At 36.9% G+C, this 19,664-nt stretch carries 19 protein-coding genes and 1 pseudogene; 5 read left to right on the top strand and 15 right to left on the bottom strand.

Annotated features, from left to right (window positions below):
• Window positions 1-12: 12 nt before the first annotated feature.
• Both H710_RS02875 and H710_RS02870 read left to right on the top strand, forming a co-directional pair.
• Window positions 13-873, top strand: a complete 861-nt coding sequence (locus H710_RS02875) for a YgfZ/GcvT domain-containing protein (protein ID WP_041849352.1) — start codon at window positions 13-15, stop codon at window positions 871-873.
• A gap of 3 nt (window positions 874-876) precedes the next feature.
• Window positions 877-1,498, top strand: a pseudogene (locus H710_RS02870) (hydrolase).
• Window positions 1,499-1,817: 319 nt separating this feature from the next.
• Here the strand turns inward: H710_RS02870 and panB are convergent.
• From panB to rpoZ, 11 genes are all read right to left on the bottom strand, one after another.
• Window positions 1,818-2,633 (bottom strand): 3-methyl-2-oxobutanoate hydroxymethyltransferase, encoded by an 816-nt coding sequence (gene panB, locus H710_RS02865; protein WP_041849351.1) that lies wholly within the window; start codon window positions 2,631-2,633, stop codon window positions 1,818-1,820.
• 11 nt (window positions 2,634-2,644) lie between these two features.
• Window positions 2,645-3,490 (bottom strand): pantoate--beta-alanine ligase, encoded by an 846-nt coding sequence (gene panC / locus H710_RS02860; protein WP_041849350.1) that lies wholly within the window; start codon window positions 3,488-3,490, stop codon window positions 2,645-2,647.
• A 35-nt stretch (window positions 3,491-3,525) separates the two neighbouring features.
• Window positions 3,526-4,260, bottom strand: a complete 735-nt coding sequence (recO, locus tag H710_RS02855; RefSeq protein ID WP_041849349.1) for a DNA repair protein RecO — start codon at window positions 4,258-4,260, stop codon at window positions 3,526-3,528.
• Between the two features lie 2 nt (window positions 4,261-4,262).
• On the bottom strand, window positions 4,263-5,168 hold the full coding sequence (era, locus tag H710_RS02850) for a GTPase Era (RefSeq protein ID WP_041849348.1): 906 nt from the start codon (window positions 5,166-5,168) through the stop codon (window positions 4,263-4,265).
• The gene (rnc, locus tag H710_RS02845; RefSeq protein WP_041849347.1) at window positions 5,161-5,868 is read right to left on the bottom strand and encodes a ribonuclease III; all 708 of its coding nucleotides are present in this window, start codon (window positions 5,866-5,868) and stop codon (window positions 5,161-5,163) included. The genes era and rnc overlap by 8 nt, the downstream gene beginning before the upstream one ends.
• Window positions 5,869-5,877: 9 nt before the next feature.
• A complete protein-coding gene (gene lepB / locus H710_RS02840) occupies window positions 5,878-6,660 on the bottom strand; it encodes a signal peptidase I (protein WP_041849346.1) in 783 nt (260 codons plus the stop codon).
• Between the two features lie 80 nt (window positions 6,661-6,740).
• Window positions 6,741-7,142 (bottom strand): holo-ACP synthase, encoded by a 402-nt coding sequence (gene acpS / locus H710_RS02835; protein ID WP_041849345.1) that lies wholly within the window; start codon window positions 7,140-7,142, stop codon window positions 6,741-6,743.
• Complete coding sequence (locus H710_RS02830) at window positions 7,139-7,741, bottom strand: DUF2062 domain-containing protein (protein ID WP_041849344.1); 603 nt, start codon at window positions 7,739-7,741, stop codon at window positions 7,139-7,141. The genes acpS and H710_RS02830 overlap by 4 nt, the downstream gene beginning before the upstream one ends.
• Window positions 7,742-7,832: 91 nt before the next feature.
• Complete coding sequence (gene pyrE, locus H710_RS02825) at window positions 7,833-8,411, bottom strand: orotate phosphoribosyltransferase (RefSeq protein WP_041849343.1); 579 nt, start codon at window positions 8,409-8,411, stop codon at window positions 7,833-7,835.
• Between the two features lie 14 nt (window positions 8,412-8,425).
• A complete protein-coding gene (locus H710_RS02820; RefSeq protein WP_041849342.1) occupies window positions 8,426-10,654 on the bottom strand; it encodes a RelA/SpoT family protein in 2,229 nt (742 codons plus the stop codon).
• A gap of 126 nt (window positions 10,655-10,780) precedes the next feature.
• Window positions 10,781-11,179: a DNA-directed RNA polymerase subunit omega gene (rpoZ, locus tag H710_RS02815; RefSeq protein ID WP_041849341.1), complete on the bottom strand. Its 399-nt coding sequence runs from the start codon at window positions 11,177-11,179 to the stop codon at window positions 10,781-10,783.
• Window positions 11,180-11,582: 403 nt separating this feature from the next.
• On the opposite strand from rpoZ, the gene H710_RS02810 reads away from it, so the two are divergent.
• Window positions 11,583-12,269: a uracil-DNA glycosylase gene (locus H710_RS02810; protein ID WP_196295847.1), complete on the top strand. Its 687-nt coding sequence runs from the start codon at window positions 11,583-11,585 to the stop codon at window positions 12,267-12,269.
• Window positions 12,270-12,301: 32 nt separating this feature from the next.
• On the opposite strand, the gene smpB is transcribed toward H710_RS02810, so the two are convergent.
• The 3 genes from smpB to H710_RS06335 all read right to left on the bottom strand — a co-directional run bounded on the left by smpB (window position 12,302) and on the right by H710_RS06335 (window position 14,062).
• On the bottom strand, window positions 12,302-12,778 hold the full coding sequence (gene smpB, locus H710_RS02805) for an SsrA-binding protein SmpB (RefSeq protein ID WP_041849340.1): 477 nt from the start codon (window positions 12,776-12,778) through the stop codon (window positions 12,302-12,304).
• Between the two features lie 18 nt (window positions 12,779-12,796).
• Complete coding sequence (dapA, locus tag H710_RS02800) at window positions 12,797-13,681, bottom strand: 4-hydroxy-tetrahydrodipicolinate synthase (protein WP_041849339.1); 885 nt, start codon at window positions 13,679-13,681, stop codon at window positions 12,797-12,799.
• 216 nt (window positions 13,682-13,897) lie between these two features.
• Window positions 13,898-14,062, bottom strand: a complete 165-nt coding sequence (locus tag H710_RS06335; RefSeq protein WP_244875586.1) for a hypothetical protein — start codon at window positions 14,060-14,062, stop codon at window positions 13,898-13,900.
• On the opposite strand from H710_RS06335, the gene H710_RS02795 reads away from it, so the two are divergent.
• The gene (locus H710_RS02795) at window positions 14,061-16,025 is read left to right on the top strand and encodes a lytic transglycosylase domain-containing protein (RefSeq protein ID WP_244875585.1); all 1,965 of its coding nucleotides are present in this window, start codon (window positions 14,061-14,063) and stop codon (window positions 16,023-16,025) included. The two genes, H710_RS06335 and H710_RS02795, sit on opposite strands and share 2 nt — an antisense overlap.
• Before the next feature lie 195 nt (window positions 16,026-16,220).
• On the opposite strand, the gene H710_RS02790 is transcribed toward H710_RS02795, so the two are convergent.
• The gene (locus tag H710_RS02790) at window positions 16,221-17,015 is read right to left on the bottom strand and encodes an energy transducer TonB family protein (protein ID WP_041849337.1); all 795 of its coding nucleotides are present in this window, start codon (window positions 17,013-17,015) and stop codon (window positions 16,221-16,223) included.
• Between the two features lie 232 nt (window positions 17,016-17,247).
• Between H710_RS02790 and H710_RS02785 the strand changes: the two genes are divergently transcribed.
• On the top strand, window positions 17,248-19,443 hold the full coding sequence (locus tag H710_RS02785; RefSeq protein WP_041849336.1) for a TonB-dependent hemoglobin/transferrin/lactoferrin family receptor: 2,196 nt from the start codon (window positions 17,248-17,250) through the stop codon (window positions 19,441-19,443).
• The last annotated feature ends 221 nt before the right edge of the window (window positions 19,444-19,664 follow it).

Raw genomic sequence — 19,664 nt, 5'->3', positions numbered from 1 at the left:
AAGGCAAGAACCATGATCGAAAAACAAAATGCTATAAGCTTAAAAAACAGAAAAATTATTACCATAATAGGTGAAGAAGCAACTCATTTTTTACAAATGCTCATTACCACAGATGTGACAAAAATTGGTCCACAAGAACTTTTCCCTGGTGCACTTCTATCTCCACAAGGAAAGGTTATCGCTGATTTTCTCATTGGCAAAATAGATCAGGGCTATATGATTGACATTGCAGAGTCTTTAGCCGATACCTTTCAAAAGCGCCTTCTTCTTTACAAACTACACAAAAAAGTAGAAATTACACAACCATTACAAAGTATTACAACGATTTTTTTAGAAAATGAAATAAATATTTCAAAATTTACTTTATGTTTTATTGATAAGCGATTTCCAGAAAATAAAAAAATTATTCGAACATACGATGAGATCCCCTTTTTAGCTCCAAAAGATAATGACAATTGGCACCGAATGCGTATCCGTTATGCAATTACAGAAAGTGGTCAAGATTATGAAATAGGAACAGTGTTTCCTCATGACATTAATTACGACCAAATCGGTGGATTATCATTCAATAAAGGCTGCTATGTAGGACAAGAAGTTGTCTCACGAATGCATCATCGCAAAATAGCTCGTCGTCGCTTTTTGATAGTTAGAGGCCAACACTATTTAACACCAGGATCTACCATTGAAGCAAGGAATAAAACACTAGGAAAATTAGGAACATGTATCGCTAATGAAGCTCTAGCGTTAATGCGTATTGATCATGTGAAAGATGCTATGGATAAAGATAGTCAGTTTACAGTCAACAATCTTCCTGTCACAATAAGCATTGCTGAAAATATGAATTTTACCTTCCCTGAAAGAACCGTGGATTAATTAATAGCTAAAGTTGAATTATCATCAAACAGAGAAGCGCGCACTTGGCAAAGAATGCTTTTTAGTCAGAGAATTGATTTATTGAACCCTTCTCCTTTTGATATTGAAGATATTATGCCCATAGTCTTGCCCGTGTTGCACGTTGGAACAGCCAAATGCAGGGTGAATATGCTTATTCTGTCGCACAACATTCACTCTTAGGAGAAGAAATATTTCAAGAAACTTTTTCTTCAATCCAATCGTAACGAATGCCTCCTTGCTCTTCTTCTCCATGATGCAGAAAAATACGTCATTGGTGACGTAATTTCACCTTTTAAAGCAGTTATAGGAAAACAATATGAAATTATTTGAAAAACATATACAAGATGCCATTCATATACGATTTTCTTTACCAATGTCCCTACCCAAAAAGCTATCAAAAAAGATCAAACAAGCTGACCATATTGCTGCTTTTTATGAAGCCACCACTTTTTCTGGTTTTAGTAAAGAAGAAGCTCTTCGCTATTTTGGCTACCCTCATGACATTTTACCTAGTGAACTCAATTTACAACTATGTTCTACACAACAGATTGAAAATGCGTTTTTAACCCGCTTCAATAACATTGAACTTCAAAGATCCCAATAAACATTCTCTGGTCATTTATTTCCTGTTGTAACTTGAAAAAACTATCCGTGCAGTGCACCGATCTTATGACCTTTCCTTGGATAAAAGTAAAAACTTCTCTTTCATGATGATCTATAATTTTAACAGAATACTACTTTATTCGCACTTCTCATGAGATTCAAACCTGTCCCCTATAGGCTCGTTAAGCCAATGATCATACAACAATACATCACCTACATTAAAAACTCATAATGTAATTTAACATATTGATGAGAGAAATATATCGAAAAGAGGCTATAAGGAAATTCGGAAATGAACATCATATAGCTTTTTCACTTTTTTATTTAAGCTTATAAATTTCTGAATCTGATGGAAAAGCGCGTGATTTAACGTCTTCTGCATAATTCCTGATTGCTGTATCCATTGCTTGTTCAAGAGTACCATAACGACGCACGAATTTAGGTGCCCAAGCACCATAACCCAACATATCTTCCATTACTAAAATTTGCCCATCACACTGATTAGATGCACCAATCCCAATAGTAGGAATAGAGAGCTTTTCTGTGAGCTTTACTGCTAAAGGCTCCACTATCGCTTCCACCACGACTGCAAAAGCACCAGCATCCTCAATTGCTGCTGCATCAGCTTCAATCTTTTCCCAATCGCTTTTATCACGCCCTTGTGTTTTAAAACCACCAAAATGATTTACTGCCTGCGGTGTAAGACCAATATGGCTCATAACCGGAATGCCACGTTTGCATAAAAAATCAATTGTTTTTGCCATATGAATGCCACCTTCAAGCTTGACAGCACCACATCCTGTCTCTGCAAGAATACGTGACGCGCTGGAAAAAGCTTGTTCTGGACTTTTTTCATAAGAACCAAAAGGCATATCAACCACAACAAGCGCCTGCTGAGACCCACGCATAACCGCTTTCCCATGCAAAATCATCATATCCAGATCAACAGGAAGTGTCGTATCAAACCCATGCACAATCATACCCACACTATCACCAACTAAAAGAAAGTCGCAATATGGATCAGCAATCCGTGCACTATAAGCCTGATAAGCCGTTAGAGAAACAATCGGTTCTTGTTTCTTTTTCGCTTGTATTTCAGAAGCAGTGATACGCTTTATACCTTTATGTACACTCATTGTTCCACCCTTTATTGTAGTATATATTGATCAATAAGCCTAACGTCACCAAAACGAACGGTTAGCAATAAAACTGCAGGTGTATCTAGCGTTCCCTTTATAGCAGATAAAGTTTCCATATTCCGTAAATCTACTGATTCAACAATAGCACGCAGCTCTTGTTGTAAAACATCACGAACAGCTTTGCACAATTTATCAACGGACCGTTCACCTTGGCGATAAAGATTTTCAGCAGCTTTACCACTTTCAGGGATAATTTTTGCAGCTTTGCGATCTTCTGGTGTTAACAGCTGATTACGCGAAGAACTAGCAACACCATCTGAATCACGTAAAATGGGAACACTAATAACTTCAATAGGAAAAGCTAAATCTTTAACCATGCGACGAATAATCAGAAGCTGTTGAAAATCCTTTTCTCCCAAAAAAACTTTATCTGGCTGAACAATGTTAAAAAGTTTAGCAACAACACTCGTCACACCGCAAAAATGCCCTGGACGTAGTTCCCCCATTAAAATACGTGATAATCCTTCTACCTCAACGATTGTATCATTTCCTAGCGGCCACATTTCTTCTACAGGAGGTGCAAAAACATATTCAACCGCTTCTTTATTTAGCAAAGCACAATCACTTAAAAGATCTCTCGGATAGACTTCAAAATCCTCATGAGAACCAAATTGTTTCGGATTAACAAAAATAGAAACCAATACTCGATCGCACATCTCTCTTGCTTTCTGGACTAAAGCAAGATGACCATGATGCAATGCACCCATAGTCGGCACAAAGCCAATCGATAATCCCAAACGCCGTTCTTCTGTAAGATGCTGGCGTACTTCAGTAATTGTTTTCAAAACACGCATATCACATTTGATCCATTTTCACAAAATCACTCAATTTACACTTTCGTATGAAATCTTCGCTCAAATAATTGTATCAAACTCGCACGAATGGATGGTTGTTTTCCCTGTGGTCCCCAAACATGGCGTGTTAAAAAAAAATCTGTTAGAGTGAATCCATTTCTTATGTCATCAAAATCAACAGGACGGCTTGTTCTCTCTATAAGAAATTTCGGTAAAAGTAAAAGCTTATTTTTCCAAAGAAGCCCTACTTCCTCACATACAGCACGTCCTGATTTCGGAGACACATAATAAAGTTTTTCTTGACGACCTGTTACAGCACAATGAGACAAATCAAGGCCAAAACCAAGTTCTTCAAGGAGACACATCTCAAAACGTACAAGCAACTCAGCATTTACAAACGGTTCATCAAAATTCTGCATAAAAAGATACAGAATATCATACAAAATAGGATGAGGATCACGCTCAGGAAGCAGCCGAAAATAAGAGGCCATCAACTGCAAACTATAGAGTGCCTCTGGTAAAAACATTAATCGTGAAGCACATAAATCAAGAGCTTCAAGCTTAAAAAGTCCCAAATGTTCCTCTAAACGAGCCCACCACTCAGCCTCAACAAAATTGCCAGGCTGAAGAAAAGCAGCCATATTACGAGAACGCCCCCCTTTTACGACTCCCATATAACGGCCATGTTGACGTGTTATAATTTCAAGAATAACACTTGTTTCACCATGTTGACGTACACCAAGAATAATAGCTTGCTCTTTCCATTTCATTTTTACTTTGAAAAATCCAGCACCATTGCACGATAGCGTTCTGGATCAGTATCCCAATTGTTACGCACTTTCACAAACAAAAAAAGAGAAACCCTCTGTTCCAGAATTTCTGTCAATTCCTTACGAGCCGCCTGACCAATTGCTTTAATTGTATGACCTTTTGTCCCTAAAAGAATTTTTTTTTGGCTCTCACGCTCTACATAAATCACTTGATTAATTTTAACTGAACCGTCTGAACGCTCTTCCCAATTTTCTGTTTCAACCGTTGAAGCATAGGGAAGCTCTTTATGGAGACGAAAAAAAAGCTTTTCGCGCGTAATCTCAGCAGCCAGTTGACGCATAGGCATATCTGAAATTTGATCCTCTGGATAACACCATGGTCCTGACTGCATCATTGCACTGAGATAACCAAGCAAATCCTTACAACCAGAACCATTTAAAGCCGAAATCATAAATGTGCGCAAAAAGCTCACTCGTTCATTAATTTTTTCGGTTAACACCAAAAGAGATGATTTAGCAACGGTATCAATTTTATTCAGAACAAGAATTTTATCCTGTTTGATATTTACTAAATTATCCAACATCGCATTCACTACATCTGAAAGACCATTTTGAACGTCAATCAAAACCAAAAGAACATCAGCATCTTTAATTCCACTCCAGGCAGCAGAAACCATAGCTCGCTCTAACCGCTTACGAGGACGAAAAACACCCGGTGTGTCAACTAACACAATTTGCGTCTTTTCATGAATAACAATACCACGCACTAAAGCTCGTGTTGTTTGTACTTTATGGGTTACAATTGAAACTTTTGTTCCAACTAGCTGATTAACCAATGTCGATTTACCAGCATTAGGCACTCCCACAAGAGCAACAAAACCAAAACGTGTTTTGGTAATTTCATCCATGATTATCTTTCTCTATTGATCCCCACATACCTTCACGTCGCAAAACTTTTTCAGCTGCAACTCTCTCCGCATGTCTTTTGGAACCACCTTCTCCAACCTCAGATGCAAAACCAGGAACACTCACTTCTACCACAAAAACAGGATCATGATCCAACCCACAGCGCTTAATAACCCGATATTGCGGTTGTACACCATTTTGTGTATGAGCCCATTCTTGCAATTCTGTTTTGGCATCACGTCGGCTAGCATCAACTTTCTTTGCTCTATCTTGCCAATATCTTTGAATGAAGGGGCGAACACTTTTCAATCCTCCATCAAGATACATCACCGCAATTAAAGCTTCAACGACATCCGCATGCATATTAGCTAGCCGGCGCCCTTCTAAATTTTTCATCTCACAACCAACATGGACCATATCAGGCAAACCTATTTCACTTGCTATATCAGCACATGTTTGTGCATTCACTAAGCCGTTCAAACGTATTGATAATTCACCTTCACTGGCCTGTGGGAAAAACTGATACAGCATCTCTGCAACCAAGAGCCCAAGAACACGGTCACCCAAAAATTCTAACCGCTCATAATTACCTTGTTCTGAATGTTGAACACTGGAATGCGTTAACGCTTTTTTTAATAGATCTTCATTTTTAAAGCTGTGCCCAGTTAGCTTTTTAAGTTGATCAATGGTCTGATGCTTCATCCCTATATCCTACTTATTAAGTGGGAAATCATGGGTAGTGTTAACAAAAGAAAACAAACGAGCCCAGCGCACATCAAATGGCCAACGCCAAAACTGCCAAGCACGTGAATTATTGCTGATAGAGAAAAAAATTAAATTGGCTCGACCTATAAGATTTTCTTCAGGAACATAACCTACATTTAAACGACTATCATCTGAATTATGACGATTATCACCCATCACAAAATAATGCCCTGAAGGAACTTCAAAAACTTTTGTATCATCCACTTGTGGAAAATACCCAAAGCTAAGAGTATTGTAACTTACACCGTTAGACATTTTCTCACGATAAACATCAACAGGATTATTGATTTCTGTTATATCTGGATCATCAACTTGCCCCATAAATTGGCGCGAAATAGCTTGATCATTAATATAAAGAACACCTTGGCGAACCTGAATACGATCACCCGGTAATCCAACAACACGTTTAATATAGTCAATACTCGGATCACTAGGTAAACGAAAAACCAAAACATCTCCACGCTCAGGCTGAGATACCCAAATACGTCCTGAAAAAAGAGGAAAAGAGAAAGGAAAAGAGAAACGAGAATATCCATATGCATATTTGGAAACAAATAAATAATCCCCTACCAATAAAGTAGGACGCATCGAACCAGAAGGAATAGTAAAAGGCTGGAACAAAAACGTGCGGATAAGCATAGCCCAAATAAAAGCCTGAACAAAAACAGAAATGAACTCAAGGACTCCACCTTTTTCCTTTTTATTTTTCGTTGTTTCTTTTTGGCTCATCACAGGCTACCTCCCATTGCAAATATAACTTTTTTGCACTATAATTTTCAAATAACAGAAACACAAATCTCTCACAATATCTACCTACGTGGAAGTGCTTCTATAATCACAAATGCCTGTGCCCAAGGAAAGTCATCCGTCATGCTGAGATGAATAAAAGCATCATGATTAGACGGTAATAACTTTTCTAACTGTATTTGTGCATGATTTGTTAGCTTTATAGTTGGTTTTCCAGATGGTGAATTAACTATCCCTATATCTCTCCAATTAACACCGTAAGCAATTCCTGTTCCTAAAGCTTTAGCACAAGCCTCTTTAGCGGAAAATCTCTTCGCATAAGCATAAGAACGTTTTGGAAAATTTTCAGATTTATTTTGTTCAATATCTGTAAAAATGCGTTGAATAAAACGACTACCATGACGAATTAATATTTTTTCAATTCGTCTTATGTCTATCATATCGTTACCAAAACCAATGATCATGAAATACTTTTTTGATTTTCTTGATGTAAATTCACCTTTTTCATTATCTTTTTGTATCTCTTTTTTTGAAAACGAACCGTTCCACTGTAAACACCTATATAAAACAAACCACCAAGAATAGACCCTAAAAACATACCGCCTAAAATCATTGGCATCATCACCAAATCCCATGTCTCCCAGAAAATTAACCATATTTGTGAAAATGTCAAACCATCAAACATTGTACGAATTTGCACAAGAGATATTTTATCTACATGCTTTAAAAGCGACAAAAATAGATAACCTACCTTATAATCAACCACGATGATAGGAAAAAATGTAAGTGGATTGGAAAAAATAGTTCCGATAATCGCTGCAGTAAAATTTCCACGTAAAATCCAAGAAAAAAATACTGCTAAGATGATGTGTAAACCAAAAAAAGGCGAACACGCTGAAAAAATTCCAATAGAAAACCCTAACGCTATTTTATGCGGAGTCGCTGATATACGTAAAATACGTTTACACATATAATGAAACGAACGAGCAAATGAACGACGCGGCCAAACTAAAAGCCGAATACGCTCTCTCAAGTTTATTGGTTTTCGATGACGAAAAAGCATACAGTTTTACATATCCCCAAAATAAGATAATCCTTATTATTTACATTAATCTAATCAAAATTCTAACAAAAACAAAATGATAAAAAGACAATTAAATATTCCTGCTTCCTGGCTTAACTGCTGGAATTTGAGAAAGTTCATAAGGCAGCGTATCATGAGTATAAGATTCTATCTCATATTCAGCTAATGCAATCAACGGAACACCGACATCAACTTTACCACCAGAACGATCAATGATACATGCACTCGCTACTACATCTGCCTCTACTGTAACAAGAGCTTCAATTGTTTCACGAATAGAAAGACCAGTTGTGACAATATCTTCAACAATAACAACTCGAGCGCCTTTTTCAACTTCGAAACGCCGCAACCGAAATACACCATTCTCACGCTCTACCCAAATGGAAGGAACACCAAGATGACGTGATGTCTCGTAAGAAGGAATAAGGCCACCAATCGCTGGTCCAACCACATAGTCAATTTTTCCTTTAACATGTCTTTTAATTTCCTGCGCTAAACCTCGACATAACTTTTCTGTTAGATCAGCACGCATAAATACCTTCGCCTTCTGCAAAAAAGTAGCACTATGGCGACCTGATGTTAAAATAAAATGTCCTTCTAGAATAGCATCTGCCTGTTTAAAAATATTAATCACATCCTGTGTATTCATCAAAAATCTCTTATTTATCCATAAACTCGGCGCGCTACATTAACTGAATTTAACCCTTTTAACTGAGAAATAATACGATTCAAGTATTTTAAATCCCAAACTTCTAAATCAATCACAATTTCTGTAAAATCTGGCGCTGTATGGATCAAAGATAAATTTTTGATATTGGCGTCATTGGCAAAAATAACCTGAGTAACTTCTGCTAAAGAACCAGGACTATTGGCAGCTAAAATATTGATCAACGCAGGGAAACGTTCACTCATTTCGCCATCAATATCCCAGCGTATATCAATCCAACGTTCCGGTTTATCATCATAAGCTATCAAAGCTGAAGATTGAATAGGATAAATAATAATACCTGCACCCGGTTTCATAATGCCAACAATTCGATCTCCTGGTACAGCCCCCTCAGGAGAAAACAGCATGGGAATATCTCTACGTGTTCCTCGAATAGGTAACGCTTTACACTGATATCCTTCTTCTGAGGTTTTATCTTGTTCGTTTTCAGGTATCGTAGAGATCACACTTCGACCATTTTCAACATTCAGCCAACCTTTTTCTCCAGAGTTAAGATGTGACTTCTGCTTTAAACGATAATCCTGATAATCAGGATAAACAGCTTTAATTACGTCAACAGATGTTAATTCACCGCTCCCAACAGCCTCTAATATATCTTCTACATCCCTACGCGCCAAATGCAGCACAACTTGTTGAAGCATGTCTTTTGAAAATTGTTTTTCTGCGCATCCAAACGCATGTTCAAGAATACGATAACCGAGACCAGAATATTGTTTACGAACTGCTGCACGTGTTGCGCGACGAATTGCTGAACGCGCTTTCCCCGTTACAACAAGAAATTCCCACGCTGCTGGCGGAATTTGAGCTTGTGAACATATAATATCAACCTCATCACCATTTTTCAATTTGGTCATCAACGGCATGATACAACCATTGATTTTCACTCCTACACAAGAATTACCAATATCAGTGTGGACAGCATAAGCAAAATCAATGGATATAGCACCTTGTGGCAAAGCAATTAATTGCCCTTTCGGTGTAAAACAGAAAACCTGATCTTGGAAAAGTTCAAGCTTTGTATGTTCTAAAAATTCTTCTGGATTATCCCCATCTAACAAAGATTGAATCGTTTGGCATAACCATGCATAAGCTTTTGCTTCACTTGATAATTTCGAAACTGAATAACTAGAGCCATGATCTTTATAAACGGAATGTGCGGCAACACCATATTCAGCAATTTCATCCATAACACCAGTTCTAATCTGTAGCTCAACACGTTGCCTTGAAGGACCAACAATTGTCGTATGAATTGAGCGATAATCATTTTGTTTTGGTATAGAAATATAATCCTTAAAGCGACCAGGAATCATTGGCCATGTGGTATGGATAATACCGAGAGCACCATAACAATCATGAACCGTCTTAACAATTACACGAAATCCAAAAATATCAGATAACTGTTCAAAACATAGTGCTCTACTTTCCATTTTACAAAAAACGGAATAAGGCTTTTTTTGACGACTTTTAACATCAGCTGTAATACCATATTTAGAAAAAAGCTTCGTCAATTCGTTTTCGATCGTAGAGAGCACATCACAATTACGCTGAAATAATTCAGAAAGCTTCTCAACAATAGCACGATAACCTTCTGGATTTAAATAAAAAAAAGAAAGATTTTCTAATTCTTCGCGCATATCCTGCATCCCCATACGGCTAGCAAGAGGTGCATAAATCTCCATCGTTTCTTCAGCGATCCATCTACGCTTATCATCACACATAACATCAAGAGTACGCATATTATGAAGACGATCCGCAAGTTTAACTAAAAGAACACGAAAATCATCAGAGATAGCAATAAGAAGCTTACGCAGATTTTCTGCTTGCACTGCCTTTTTTGATACAAAATCAAGCTTATTAAGCTTTGTAAGTCCTTCAACCAACTCACCAATTTCAGATCCAAAGAGCTGATCAATCTCTTCCCTTGTAGCGCTCGTATCTTCAATCGTATCATGTAACAGGGCAACAGCAATCGTTGCTTCATCCAAACGCATATCTGTCAAGATAGCAGCAACTTCTACAGGATGAGAAAAATAAAGATCCCCTGACGCACGCCTCTGATGTGCATGCTTCTGCATCGCATAAACATAAGCTTTATTTAATAAAGCTTCATTGACATCCCGCTTGTAACGCCGCACACGTTCAATAAGCTCATACTGATGCATCAATATTAGCATCCCCCAATCTTACAATACCCCAAATATTATTACGCCCAGTCAATAATAATACAATGACAAAAATAAAAAAGGAAACTGCATAATAGCATGCAAAAATTACCTAATAAAGGGAACTAATTAATAATCATCGCTTTTCTCTGGTACAACCAACCCTTCAATACCCGCTAAAAGATCTTCTTCTGACATATAGTCAAATGAGCAGTTTTCTTCTGCTGCTGAAGTATCTAAAACACTTTCAGTCTCAATTGAATGGGGAATGAACTCTGTTACTGCTTCTGGTTCATCAACTTCTACATGTTTCTGCAGTGAATGAATGAGATCCTCTTTCAAATCAGCCGGTGATAAAGTTTCCTCTGCTATTTCACGCAAAGCAACAACCGGATTCTTATCATTATCACGACTAATAGTGATCTGTGCACCTTGCGAAATTTGACGTGCCCGATGCCCTGCCAAAAGTACCAATTCAAAACGGTTATCAACTTTATCAATGCAATCTTCTACTGTTACGCGGGCCATTTACGCCTCTTTCTAAAAAATTCAAAAGCTTAACGAATAATACGCAAATATATATAATAACTATAAAAAAACAAGAAAAACAAGCCTTAATAGCTTTTTCTAAAAAATTCCTATTATGCGAGGAAATTTTATATCAACAATTTAGGTTTTCATCCTCCCTTGGAAACAACAATAAATTATATGTCGCTTAAGATTAGCCACAGAATTTTTAAAAGCTTTAAGCCCCTTCGATATCCTCTCATTTAACATTCTTTTTTATCACATAAAGTGCAAGGATAATATCGCTCTGTTTGAAAAACAGATTTGTGTTAAATTATGTTGTAAAATAGATTTAATTGCATTCATTGTATACAAAGGTAAAATTTATTCATAATATAATAATTCAAAAAGGTTTTTTATCAAAGTGATTAACCCTCGCAACCATGAAGATAGATTAGCACAATTTTGTCCAGAACCACCGAAAAACTGTAACTTATGCCCTCGTTTACATGACTTTATCATCGACTGGCGTATAAAAGAGCCTCTTTGGCATAACGCACCTGTAAGTCCATTTTTCCCTCATAACGGCCCTGCAACAACACGCCTTCTCATTGTAGGTCTTGCTCCTGGATTGCGTGGAGCCAATCGAACTGGACGCCCTTTTACTGGTGATTATGCTGGACAACTACTTTATTCTACTTTGAAAAAATTCGGTTTTGCTCAAGGTATTTTTGAAGAAAGACCTGATGATAGTCTTGAACTCATTGATGCAGCAATCGTTAACTCTGTCCGTTGTGTCCCGCCGCAGAACAAACCTTCTAGCACTGAGATCAATACTTGCCGATATTTTTTTGCGCCTCTCTTAAAAAATCTCCCTAAGCTTAAGGCCGTTATTACCCTTGGAAGCATTGCTCATCTTTCAACCGTACGTGCTCTCAACGCAAAAGCCTCAGCACATCCTTTTGGTCATGGGAAAATTAACAATATCGGTAAATTACGCATCTTCTCAAGCTACCATTGTTCACGATACAATACGAATACTGGTCGCTTGACAGATGCTATGTTCCACCACGTCTTCCAAGAAGCAAAAACATATTTAGATCAATGTTGAGATTTCTTAAAAAGGATGTAGAGTTCGCCCCATTATCCATATCGTCTTAAAAGTCTTGCCTTTTCACGTCCCCAATCGCGTTTTTTTTCTGTTTCGCGTTTATCGTGGATCTTTTTACCACGTGCCAAAGAAATCTCTAATTTAACGCATCCTCGTTCATTAAAATAAAGTTTAAGTGGAATAATCGTCATTCCTTCACGAGAAACTGCATTAAAAAAACGCGCTATTTCACGCTTTGAAACTAATAATTTACGCAGACGACGCGGCTCATGATTGAAACGATTAGCCTGCGTGTATTCAGGAATATGGGCATTAACCAACCACAATTCTTCATTTTCAAAGCTAGCATAACTTTCAGCAATATTAGCATGATTGGAACGCAAAGATTTAACTTCCGTTCCATTTAATACAATACCAGCTTCAAGATGCTCGAGCAATTCAAAATTAAAACGAGCTTTACGATTCTCAGCAATAATTTTTCGTATTAGCACATTCTTTTTTTTGCTCATAATTACTGCAATATCATTTTATTCTTTAATAAGACCAGCCTGTTGCAACGCTGCATCAATAATTTCCTTTGTTGTATCCTTTAATGGAACAAGCGGCAAACGCACAGTATCACGACAAAACCCCAATTTTGCAACGGCATATTTAATACCTGAAGGATTTGGTTCAATAAATATACCACGATTTAAAGGTATCAAACGGTCATTTAATTCCAACGCTGTTTTATAATCACCACTGCGACAAGCAGCATAAAGTTCTGTACACAATTTTGGAGCCACATTGGACGCGACAGAGACACACCCTATACCCCCATGTGCATTAAAACCTAATGCTGTCTGATCATCCCCAGAGAGTTGTACAAAATCTTTACCACACTTTTCCCGTTGTTCACTCACTCGCTCAATATTTCCTGTGGAATCCTTGACACCAATAATATTTTTGAAATTCTGACAAAGATCTTTCATGGTTTTCACTGCCATATCGACAACAGAACGCCCAGGAATATTATAAATTACTATTGGAATAGAAACAGCCTTCGCAATAGTAGAAAAATGAGCATAAATCCCTTTTTGATTAGGTTTATTATAATAAGGTGTAACAACCAAAACCGCATCTGCACCCACTTTTTTTGCATGTTGCGCAAGTTCTACAGCTTCATCTGTACTATTTGATCCTGCTCCCGCAACAACAGGAACACGTTTAGCGACTTTCTCAACACATAATTCTATAACTCTCTTATGTTCTTCATGACTTAAAGTCGGCGACTCTCCTGTTGTTCCAGCAGGAACCAAACCGTCAATACCCTGTGTAACCTGCCATTCAATAAAATTGCAAAATGCTTCTTCATCTACAGAACCATTTTCATTAAAGGGTGTAATAAGTGCAGTCAGTGCTCCCTTGAGCATGATAAACTCCCTTAATATTTAACAATCGCTTTTTTAATTTACCAACAGCAGAGCATAATCTTGCTGCCCCGTTGAAACAAGATAAATTTCACACATACTTTACTAACATGTAGCTTTTTTCAATTCCGAATATATTTAAAACATCATATCATACGTTAACAGGTCCTTTATGCTTCTGTTTTAGAAATTACTTTGTAAAGTATTCAAAAAGCAAGATTAAGGTTTGTTCTTAATGCGTTCATTGTCCATCAAATCTTTTACATGCACTGTTATTACACTGGTGTCGATAGCAATAATTTTACCCTCAAATGCATTCGCACAAATAATCTTTTCACCCCAGAAAATACCAATCCCTTTGGCTCGCCCCCACTCCTCTGTCATGATACAACAATCCAAGAATCCACTTGCACCACCTCATCACATAATAATTCCTCATCCAAATATCAACGATATCATTGCGATAGATCAACTTAAATTTGGTTTAGATTCTCTTTCAAAGAACAATATCACACAAGCCATAACTCTTCGTAATATGATGGCAAAAAATAGTCTTAACCGCCATATTTTAACGTGGGCAATCGGCACATCAAACCAAACAAATATACCAAGTTCTGAACTATTCAATGCACTTAATGAATTAAAAGAATGGCCAGGCATAGCTCTTATACAGGGCAATGCTGAACGCGCTTTTGTCAACGAAACCAATTCAGCACAAAAAATCATTCAGAAATTTTCTAATCGTCTTCCTATTACAGCACAAGGTATGGCTGCATTTACTGAAGCACTTATTACAACTGGACAAATCACCCATGCACGACAAATTATTGCGCCGTGGTGGCACAAAACGAAACTTAACGCAGAAGAAGAGGAACTTATCCTTAAAAAAGCGCATGCTGCTTTAAAGCCTATTGATCATCTGAAACGTATGCGGGCCATGCTTTATGTTCAACGCATTAGCTCAGCTGAGCGTATTGCAACATTAGCCAAAGCCCAATCTCTTTTTAAAGCCGTTGCTGCAGTTGAAAAAAATGATCCTCAAGCTGCACAAAAACTAAAAGCTGTTGACCCATCATGGAAAAAAGATCCTCTCTTACAATTTGCACAAATTCGCTATCTTCGACGAACTGGACAATATAGCGCTGCAGCAACACTCATGATGAAGGCACCACGAGATAAAGCAAGCCTTGTCAACCCTGATGCATGGTGGATAGAGCGACGCGCTATTTCCCGCGAAATGCTTGATTTAAACCAATATCAAATTGCCTATCAACTCGTTGCAACCCACATTGGTGTAACTCCTATATGGGCAATCGATGCTGAATTTCATGCAGGATGGTATGCATTACGATTTCTTCATAATCCTCAATTGGCAATGAATCATTTTAGACGTATTCCTCAACTTTCTTCAGGTCCTGTCTCAACATCCCGTGGTTATTATTGGATGGGACGAACAGAGGAAGTTTTAGGTGAACATCAAAATGCTCTACATTATTTTCGCCGTGCTGCTCATTTTAGTACAACGTACTATGGTCAATTAGCAAATTCACGACTGAACCAAACAAAACTCACAATACCCTTTCCTAAACCAACACCAACTGATCGAAAAAACTTTAATACTCGAAAAATTGTTCAAGTGATTCAACAACTCGAAAAAGTCGGCTATGATCATCTTGCCAAAATACTTTATAAAGAACTTGGCCAAAAAATAGACAGCCCTGGCGAATTAGCCCTTTTGGCTGTTATGGCAGAAAAAAAGGGAGACTACCATACCAGCCTCAAAATCGGTAAAACTGCTGTTGTTCAAGGTAAAAATGTTGGTGCACTTTCTCACCCCCTTGGTGCTATTCCTGCATCTGCTGATATTTCTGCAACCCAAAAAGCTCTCATCTATGCTATTGCACGCCAAGAAAGTGAATTTAATCCAACAGCTTTATCAATAGCAGGCGCCCAAGGCATATTACAATTGCTTCCCGAAACAGCAAAAGAACTTGCAAAAAAGCATTCAATTGTATGGTCACCACAAAAATTGAGCAGTAATGCTAGTTATAATGCAACATTAAGCGCCCATTTTTTAAATGAGCAATTAGAACGTTTTAACGGATCCTATATATTGACTCTTATCAGTTATAATGCGGGTCCACGCCGAGCAAATGAATGGATAGAGCGTTATGGTGATCCTAGAGAACAACCTCTTGATAAAGTTATTGATTGGATAGAGCGCATCCCTTACGCAGAAACACGTAATTATGTGATGCGTGTCATAGAAAATTATGGAGTTTACAAAGCTCGACTTACTGGAATAACAGATATTAAAACTGATCTTATGTTTGGTCATCCACAATAATAAACTTAGCTCTTTATTTAAACAGGCTTTCTCATATTCTCATTCATAAACCATAGTACCACAAAAATTATAAAAACAATGTGAGAAGTAACTTTACCATCTCCCATATAGGAACCAATTTAGTTATGAAATAATCAAAAAATATCAGCCAAATTTTCTTTGTAAAAAAACGCTATTTGAATCAATATACAAAAATTAGTTAAATATCAAAAACACTCTAATAGCCTCGTTTATTTTTGAAAGCGGAGGAGAAGGAACAACAACACGTTGAACTGCTGCCATGGCTAATCGATCAAGTTCTTGATCACCAGAAGAAAGTACAATGCGGCTAGCAAAAATGTTCCCCTGCTCATGCACTTTAAATTCTAACCGTACAACTCCTTTTACACGACGAATACGATGCTTCATAATATATTTTTTTTGTTTTTCTAATTGTGCTTGTACCTCTGCCAACCACTTTGTTGATAAAGCATCATCGAGTGCCTTTGCGTTGCTCTGCTTACTAGAAGTAAACGAATCTTTTGTATCACTTTTCCTTACTTTAGCCTTCAAGATTGATGACGATTTTTGAATAAGATTCTCATGCTCTCTTTCCAAAGAAGAAGATTTTTTTAAAGGTTTTGGCACTATAAAATCATTTTTTTCTGTGATAGATTGCAGCTCCTCTGTAGATTGAAATTTTTCTAAAGAGAGCATCTTTTCTAAAGGAGGAAATTCTTCTGCTTGGATCTCATGTAACACTGGTTCTAACATGTCGTGATCTAATTTTATAAGATCATCCTGTAACACTTCCAAATCCGTATCAATACTAAGATTAGGATGTATAATCTCTTGTTCAAAGGTCAGCATAATTGTCGGTGAAACAATATAATTATGTGCACCAACATTTTGAAAATAGAATTGCACCCCTAATGCTACATGTAAGGAAAGAGCAACGATAAACGCACCAACCCAAAGAATTGATAACCGCTCAGTAATTGCATAATTCATATCTATCCACCGCCATTTTGAACTCAATTTTGTGCTTAATTTTATTAAAACAAGCTATTTTCAAATTACAACTTTTTTCTTGACGATTTTTATCACGTTCAATATGATATCTATTGTGTTATATATTGATCTCATTACTGTTTAAGGCTCATGATCAGTAAGTTAAATATTTTAATGTGTATGGAATTTCTTAAATTAGAGGAAGCACTTTAATAAGCGCTATTGATGTGTTATGCAGATAAAGTGGACAAATATCTATAAAAGTTGTGTCGCTTTAAGCGCGCTATCAATTTGGGTACCTTCATTCGTTTTCGCACAAAATAGTGATAAGAGTAGTGTAACTGACCTTAAATCAATTGTAATTGAAGGGAAACAAGATTTAGATCCTTCAAGCACAGTAACAATTTTAACTGACCGCCAAACAGCCCAAGATATTGAGAAAAAACAAGTAAGTGATGTTTATGATGTCAACCATCTTAATCCATCTATAAGTTACAATTCAAGTAATGATAGTTTTATCGTTCGTGGTTTAGATGCTAATCGTGTTCTAACAACAATAGACGGCGTCCCTCTTCCATGGCTTAATGATGAAACACGCAGTGTTAAAGGCGGTAATTCAACATTTGATTTCAATACGCTTTCTACATTTGATCTTATTCAAGGATCAGACTCCAGTATTTATGGCTCTGGTGCACTTGGCGGTATTATTGCTTTGCGTACTCTTAATCCTGAAGATCTCCTCACAGAGGGAAAAAAATGGGGAAATCTTACAAAAGGTAGTTATAATTCTGTTGATAACAGTTGGCAGGTAGATCAAGCCTACGCAGTACGTTCTAATCAAACTTTTGTGCTTTTCCAAGGATCTCTTGTAGGAGGTCATCAACGCAAAAATATGGGCAGCATAGATAGTTACGGAACAAAGCGTACACTTGCAAACCCTGCTGATTTTGATCAAAATAATCTTCTCTTTAAGGTTCATCAATACATCGATCACAGTCATAGATTAGGTTTTACAGCAGAACGTTTTCATTATAATAAAGACACTCATGTAATGAATGCACCTGCAATATATTTTCCTAGATCTGTTCATGAGAAAAATGAAAAAAATCGTGAGCGTTTTTCTCTTTCTTACGATTATGAAGGTAGTCAAGATACTCTTCTCGATGCTTTTCATGGGCAAATTTATTGGCAAAAGCAATTTAATAATCATATCTTGAGTGGGAACAGAGTTGTATTGCCAAAAGGAAACTATCTAAGAGATAATCAAATACGCAATACTGCTTATGGTTTAAACACAAATAGTATTAAAAAAGTTGATATCGGCACGATAACTAATACATTGCAGCTTGCAATTAATATTTTTGAATCTAAATTTCATCAATATGCATCCGGTAAAGATAATTGCCATCTGCCAGAGAATGCGCGTGGGTGCGCTTTCTTGCACACAAACCAGTCAGATGCACCTGATACGAATAGTCGTGGTTTTGGTTTGGCTTTTGAAAATGAAATCGATTTTTATCGTTATCATGTTCGCATTACGCCTGGCATCCGCTATGACTGGTATACACATAATCCTCAAAAGACTGCTTCTTATAGAAAAGTACCTATTTCTCAAAAATTACCTTCAAAAAGCAGTAGCTCACATTTTTCTCCTAAATTGCGTTTAGAATGGGATGTTCATAATCAGGTGGCACTTTATGCTCAATGGGCGCAAGCTTTCCGTGCACCAAGTGTTTCAGAGCTTTATCTTAATTATATCAATCCTTCCTTTTATTATAGAGCTGGAAATCCTGACCTAAAGCCTGAGACCAGTAATGGATATGATCTCGGTGTAAAATATGGAAATATGAATTTTGGGGGCTCTTTTGGTGCCTTTATTAACGATTATAAAAACTTTATTGATCTTGTCGATAAAGGACCATCAAGAGAATTTAGACTTTTGCGTGAACATTATGTAAACCGTGCGCATGTACGTATCTTCGGTGTTGAAACAAAAGTGCATTGGAATCTTGACAATGGTCTCCATAGCAATTTTTCTCTTTCTTATGCTCATGGAAAAGATCTTGATAAAAAAGAATATCTTAGTTCCATTCCGGCTTTGAAAACAATTTTTGGGCTAGGATATACAAAAGAATTCTGGGGATTAGATTTTGTACTTACTTTAGCGGCCAAAAACGATAAGATAGCAAAAAAATCTAGCTATAGAGAAGTTCCAGGTTATAGCCTTGTTGATGTACTGAGTTGGTGGAAGCCTTTCGGTAAAGATAATCTTATTATAAGAGCTGGTGTTTATAATATTTTCAATACAAAATATTGGAATGCAGGTGACCTTCCTTCTGTTTCTCCTAGAGGTGAATCCCCTCTTCCTAAAGATTATTTCAGCCAGCCTGGCCGAAGCTTTAAGGTGTCATTTGTACAAAAATTTTAGCCACTTCTATTAAACTTTCAGTCAAATAAAAAATTATAAGGATAAATTATTGCATTTTAATTTTCATTTTCTTTGAATTTAAAATAAAAGCTTTAAATAATTCTAATTTACTAATTTTCAGTTGTTCTGTTATTGACAGTAAAAGGGCTTGATTGGCGATAGGCTGAGTTGTTGTTCAAATAGTTCAGCTTATCGCTTTTAAATTAAAAATTGATATTAAT

Origin of the sequence: Bartonella bacilliformis Ver097, assembly GCF_000709795.1 — a bacterium.
GTDB lineage: Bacteria > Pseudomonadota > Alphaproteobacteria > Rhizobiales > Rhizobiaceae > Bartonella > Bartonella bacilliformis_A.
Note: the sequence above shows the minus strand (reverse complement) of the source record. Positions and strands in the feature narration are given on the sequence as shown.